The 270-nt window shown below is 45.6% G+C and carries 1 pseudogene; it reads right to left on the reverse strand.

Features of this window, described 5'->3' with window-relative positions:
• Nucleotides 1–270: pseudogene (gene prsA, locus SB658_RS24160) on the reverse strand (peptidylprolyl isomerase PrsA); the annotation flags it as partial.

Raw genomic sequence — 270 nt, forward strand, 5'->3', positions numbered from 1 at the left:
GTTCGTACTTCACCTGATCTTTCAGGTAATCTTCGCCGTACTGCTGTTTAAGGGCGCTGTACTGATCGCCGAGCTGCGTTTTGTACTCTTTCAGCTTGTTATCGATTTCTTTATCCGATACTTTGTATTTTTTTGCTAATACTTTTTCTTGTACGAGCTGTGTCAGCACACTTGCGCCCGCGGTTTTTTTCATATTCGTGTAGAGTTCGCCTTTTGTTACATTTCCGGCATCCGTCTTGGCAATCACGTCGTTGTCGCCGCTGCTGCAAG

The organism is Bacillus sp. SIMBA_008, assembly GCF_046535495.1.
Taxonomy (GTDB): Bacteria; Bacillota; Bacilli; order Bacillales; family Bacillaceae; genus Bacillus; species Bacillus subtilis.